Raw genomic sequence first — 4,786 nt, forward strand, 5'->3', positions numbered from 1 at the left:
GGTAGAAAGGAGCTTTTTTAGCACCTAAACGAGTCAAACGAATTTTTAACATGTGAAATTCACCTCCTTATACTGATGTAGGTGGACAGGTTCAGCGCCCCTGCCCATGTATTACATAAACGGTAATTTAGGCATTCCTGGGAAGCCGCCCTTACCGCCACGTAAACCTTGCATGCGCTTCATCATCTTCCGCGCTTCTTCAAATTGTTTTAACAAGCGATTAACGTCTTGTACTTGCGTACCAGACCCCATTGCAATACGCTTGCGGCGAGAACCATTAAGAATACTTGGATTTTCTCGCTCTGCTGCCGTCATGGATGTAATGATGGCCTCAATGCGGCGCACCTCTTTACTATTCAAATCAAGGTCTTTTAATTGATCCTTAATTTGACCCATACCTGGCAACATACCAATAATATTTTGTAATGGCCCTAACTTTCTCACCTGATTCATCTGTTTCAAGAAGTCATCCAAGGTGAAATTGTTTTTCGCCATTTTCTTAGCCATTTCACGAGCTTCTTCTTCATCGATAGCGCCTTGAACATTTTCGATCAATGTTTTGAAATCGCCTAAGTCGAGAATACGAGAAGCCATACGGTCTGGATAGAAGACATCGAAACCATCCATTTTTTCGCTCACACCAGTGAACTTGATTGGCAAACCTGTTACAGCTTTGATGGATAATGCAGCACCACCGCGCGCATCACCATCGAGTTTAGTAAGGATAACACCATCAACGCCTAATTTTTCATTAAAGGTTTGTGCTGTTGTTACCGCATCTTGACCGATCATGGAGTCTACAACGAGTAAAATTTCATGAGGTCGAACAGCTGCTTTGATGTTGGATAACTCGTCCATGAGAACTTCGTCAATAGCCAAGCGACCCGCTGTATCGATGATAACAACATCTTTCAACATATGCGTGCTTTGCTCTACGGCGCGGCGCGCAATGTCTACTGGATTAGCGCCAGGTGTTTCATCAGCAAATACAGGAATATCGATTTGCTTACCTACTACTTGCAATTGAGTAATCGCAGCTGGACGATATACGTCGGCAGCTACGAGCATTGGATGTTTACCTTGTTTGCGAAGGTATACTGCCAATTTACCAGCTGTTGTAGTCTTACCAGCACCTTGTAAACCAACAAGCATAATAATTGTTGGTGGCTTGCTAGAAATCATGATACGACTTTGTGTACCACCCAATAAGGCTGTTAACTCATCATTTACGATTTTAATAACCGTTTGCGCTGGATTTAAAGAACCGAATACCTCTTCACCGAGGGCCTTTTCCTTAATGGACTTCACAAAGTCCTTCGCAACCATAAAGTTAACGTCCGCTTCTAATAGTGCTGTACGTACTTGACGCAACGCAAGATTGACATCATCTTCAGTAATTTTGCCCTTCCCTTTCAAGGATTGAAAGGCTTCTTGCAGTTTTTCTGACAAGCTATCAAATGCCATAATATCCCTCCATTTGCGCCAATACTTTTTGTACCTTGGTTTCAGCTAACACCTCTTCAGGCAAGTTTTCTTTCAACTGTGAAAGCAAACCTTCACGTTGTTCATATTGTTCTACCAAGTGCAATTTTGATTCGTAATCATTTAAAATGTGTCGAGCACGCTGTAAGTTATCGTGTACAGCCTGTCGTGATACGCCTAATTCCTCAGCAATCTCGCCAAGGGACATATCATCTTCGTGATGAAGTTGTAAGGACATGCGTTGCTTGTCCGTCAATAATGGCCCATAGAAATCCAAGAGCAAACTTATAAGCACTCGTTCTTCCATTTCGCCACCTCCATCACTGTCAAGTCATATTACTTTACATATGGTACAGTATAAAAAAAGATGTGTCAAGTAAAAATACTTAACACATCTTTTTATACTTTTATTTTCTAAAATTCTTTTGAGATAGATTAATACCATCCACGTTTTTCATAAAATTTACGGTCTATAGGCATAACTAGTTGTTTATTATTGGAGGCATCAATCGCAATAATTTCCATTGGTTCACCATCAAACAAATTGATATCGAAAGCATATGTACTCGAGACACCTAAGCTCATTAAATAATTAGGTGAAACTTCTTGCGCATGATAAATTTGCCCATTCTTTCGAATAACTAAATTTTTAATGTAACTAGGGATTACTCCATAGGTCTCTGACCAAGGCACTATATAGACTTTATCTTTATTTGCTAAAATCTCTGTTTTTGCTTCATCTGTAAACGGAATAAAAGTTTGTTCTTCTTCGTAATATCCATGTCTATATAAACTATATGGAGTAATAAGATTTAGACGAATTCTACCTTTCTCAACACCGAAAACCATTGTTTCTGCTAATCCAGTGAAGAAGCCTTTTCCTTTTTCATATAATGGATAGGATAGATGCTCACCTCTTTTTGAATCTTGCTTTGCTTTTATTTGATCCGCTGGAGATAACTGAGACAGTATTGTTTTTGAATTGATATCTATTGTATTGATATGTGTACTTCCAGCATCGACAGGTTTTATATTTGTAGGAGTTAATAAGACTAAAGCATCATGGTTCCCCAAATTCTTGGCTATTTGTCTAACTGAAATTCCCATGTACTTAGTATTTACATCTCCACCTGCATCAACTAATAATTTAATAGCCTCATTATTTGATACACTTACAGCTAACATAAGAGGTGACATAGCAGGCCTACCCCCTATACTTCCACCCTTATTAACATCCGCGCCTGCATCTATTAATTGTTTTAAGGCTTTATTATTCATAGCCCCCACAGACGCAAAAACTAAAGTTTGCCCCTGAACTAATGTTGCATTTGGATTTCCTCCTTCAGCTAAATATTGGGTTACTTTATTTTCATCACCTACTTGAATAGCATTAGCTAATTCCGGTACAGTTACATTTGCCATTACTAAAGTTGAACTTAAAGCAAATATAATACTTAAACCAACTATCCTCTTCATAATACCTCCAATACACACGCAGCCATATTTTCATCTTATTTTCATTATACCTATAGTATTTAGGAGTTGTAAATATAAAGCTTATTTTATTACCCAATACAATTTTATGTGCTATAATAAATATATCTAATATTTTCAATATAAAAGATAGGAGGTATTGTATGAATACCAAACATTATGATCTTATCGTCCTAGGTTTCGGCAAAGCTGGTAAAACATTGGCTGCTAAATTTGGCTCTATGGGCAAAGCCGTTGCCATGATTGAAGAAAATCCACTCATGTATGGTGGCACATGCATTAATATTGCATGTATTCCTACTAAGACGATGATTGTGGCCGCATCTAAAGGCTTATCTTACGATCAAGTACTAAACCAACGAGAGGTTGTTACATCTCGTTTACGTAATAAAAACTTCGGTATGTTAGATACAAATGAACATGTCGATGTATATACTGGACATGGCGAATTCATTAGTAATAAAGAAATCGCCGTTACAGCTGGGGAAGATAAAATTGTTTTATCTGGTGACACAATTATCATCAATACAGGGGCTGTAGCCATTAAACCTAACATTGATGGTATCGATACCGCATCAGGTTTCTATAATAGTACAGAAATTCAACATTTATCCCCTCAACCTAGTACATTAGGTATTATTGGCGCCGGTCCTATTGGCCTAGAATTTGCTAGCCTATACGCTAAACTAGGTACAAAGGTTACTGTATTCAATATTGAGGCTAACATTTTAAAACACGAAGAACCTATCGTTCAAGAATTAGCTAATGAATACTTAGCGGAACAAGGCATTACTATTTTAAACTCTGTTACACTAAATTCTGTATCTAATGACGGCAACAAGCCTGTTATCACTGCTAATAATGAAAACTATACCTTTGATGCTGTTCTCTATGCTACAGGTCGCAGACCGAATACTACAAATATTGGTTTAGAAAACACGGATATTACTACTAATGAACGCGGTGCTATCGTAGTGAATGATACGTGTGAAAGCTCTGTTCCTGGCGTATATGCAGTAGGCGATGTAAACGGTGGTCCTCAATTTACGTATATTTCTCTCGATGACTTCCGCATTGTATTTGGTGCACTTACAGGAAATGGCCAATACACATTAAAAGATCGCAAAAATATTCCTTACACAACATTCTTAACCCCTCCACTGGCTCGTGTAGGTCTTACAGAAGAAGATGCTATCAACAAAGGATATACAGTTAAAACTAAAGAAATGCTCGTAGCTACCATGCCAAGAGCTCATGTAAACGACAACCTTAAAGGGGCTTTCAAAATTGTGGTAGATGCGGAAAGCAATTTAATCCTCGGTGCTACACTCTATTCCCAAAGTGCTGAAGAATTGATTAACATAATTAAAGTAGCTATGGACAACAACATTCCGTATACATATTTCAAAAATCAAATCTTTACACATCCTACCATGGCAGAAAACTTAAATGATCTCTGTAATTTCTAGGTAAGAATAGTAACTACATAATCTAATATAATAAATAAAAGAGTCACCCTTAACTTGAATACATAAGTTAAGGGTGACTCTTTTATTTATGCCTAATGATCAATTTTAGATTACTAGTTATTAGTTAGCAATATATAGTTTTTAGTAATTTATCATTAGTTACTCTATTTAGTTCTTTGTAAATAATCTACGAACTACAGATTGCAATTTAGGTGTTAATACGATGGCTACCACAATACCTGCTGCACTTGTAATCAAAGAATATTGAATTTTACTTGCTGCTACAGCTGCACTTTCAAGAACAAACCACCATGCAAGGAAATAACCAAAGGCAGTCCAAA

The 4,786-nt window shown here is 37.4% G+C and carries 4 protein-coding genes and 1 pseudogene; 1 reads left to right on the top strand and 4 read right to left on the bottom strand.

The features are described 5' to 3' along the window. Positions 1–111 precede the first annotated feature (111 nt). The 3 genes from ffh to QZ055_RS08135 all read right to left on the bottom strand — a co-directional run bounded on the left by ffh (position 112) and on the right by QZ055_RS08135 (position 2,958). Entirely contained in the window at positions 112–1,464 is a 1,353-nt protein-coding gene (ffh, locus tag QZ055_RS08125; RefSeq protein ID WP_105094782.1) for a signal recognition particle protein, read from the bottom strand. After that, entirely contained in the window at positions 1,454–1,789 is a 336-nt protein-coding gene (gene ylxM, locus QZ055_RS08130; protein WP_060924915.1) for a YlxM family DNA-binding protein, read from the bottom strand. Before ylxM ends, ffh begins: the two co-directional genes overlap by 11 nt. Positions 1,790–1,917: 128 nt before the next feature. Continuing rightward, positions 1,918–2,958 (bottom strand): ankyrin repeat domain-containing protein, encoded by a 1,041-nt coding sequence (locus QZ055_RS08135; protein WP_295825941.1) that lies wholly within the window; start codon positions 2,956–2,958, stop codon positions 1,918–1,920. Positions 2,959–3,119: 161 nt separating this feature from the next. On the opposite strand from QZ055_RS08135, the gene QZ055_RS08140 reads away from it, so the two are divergent. Continuing rightward, the gene (locus QZ055_RS08140; protein WP_295825944.1) at positions 3,120–4,445 is read left to right on the top strand and encodes an FAD-containing oxidoreductase; all 1,326 of its coding nucleotides are present in this window, start codon (positions 3,120–3,122) and stop codon (positions 4,443–4,445) included. Positions 4,446–4,613: 168 nt separating this feature from the next. On the opposite strand, the pseudogene QZ055_RS09455 reads toward QZ055_RS08140, so the two are convergent. After that, a pseudogene (locus QZ055_RS09455) lies at positions 4,614–4,786 on the bottom strand (ECF transporter S component); the annotation flags it as partial.

Source organism: uncultured Veillonella sp. (assembly GCF_905209685.1).
In the GTDB taxonomy this organism is placed as follows: domain Bacteria; phylum Bacillota; class Negativicutes; order Veillonellales; family Veillonellaceae; genus Veillonella.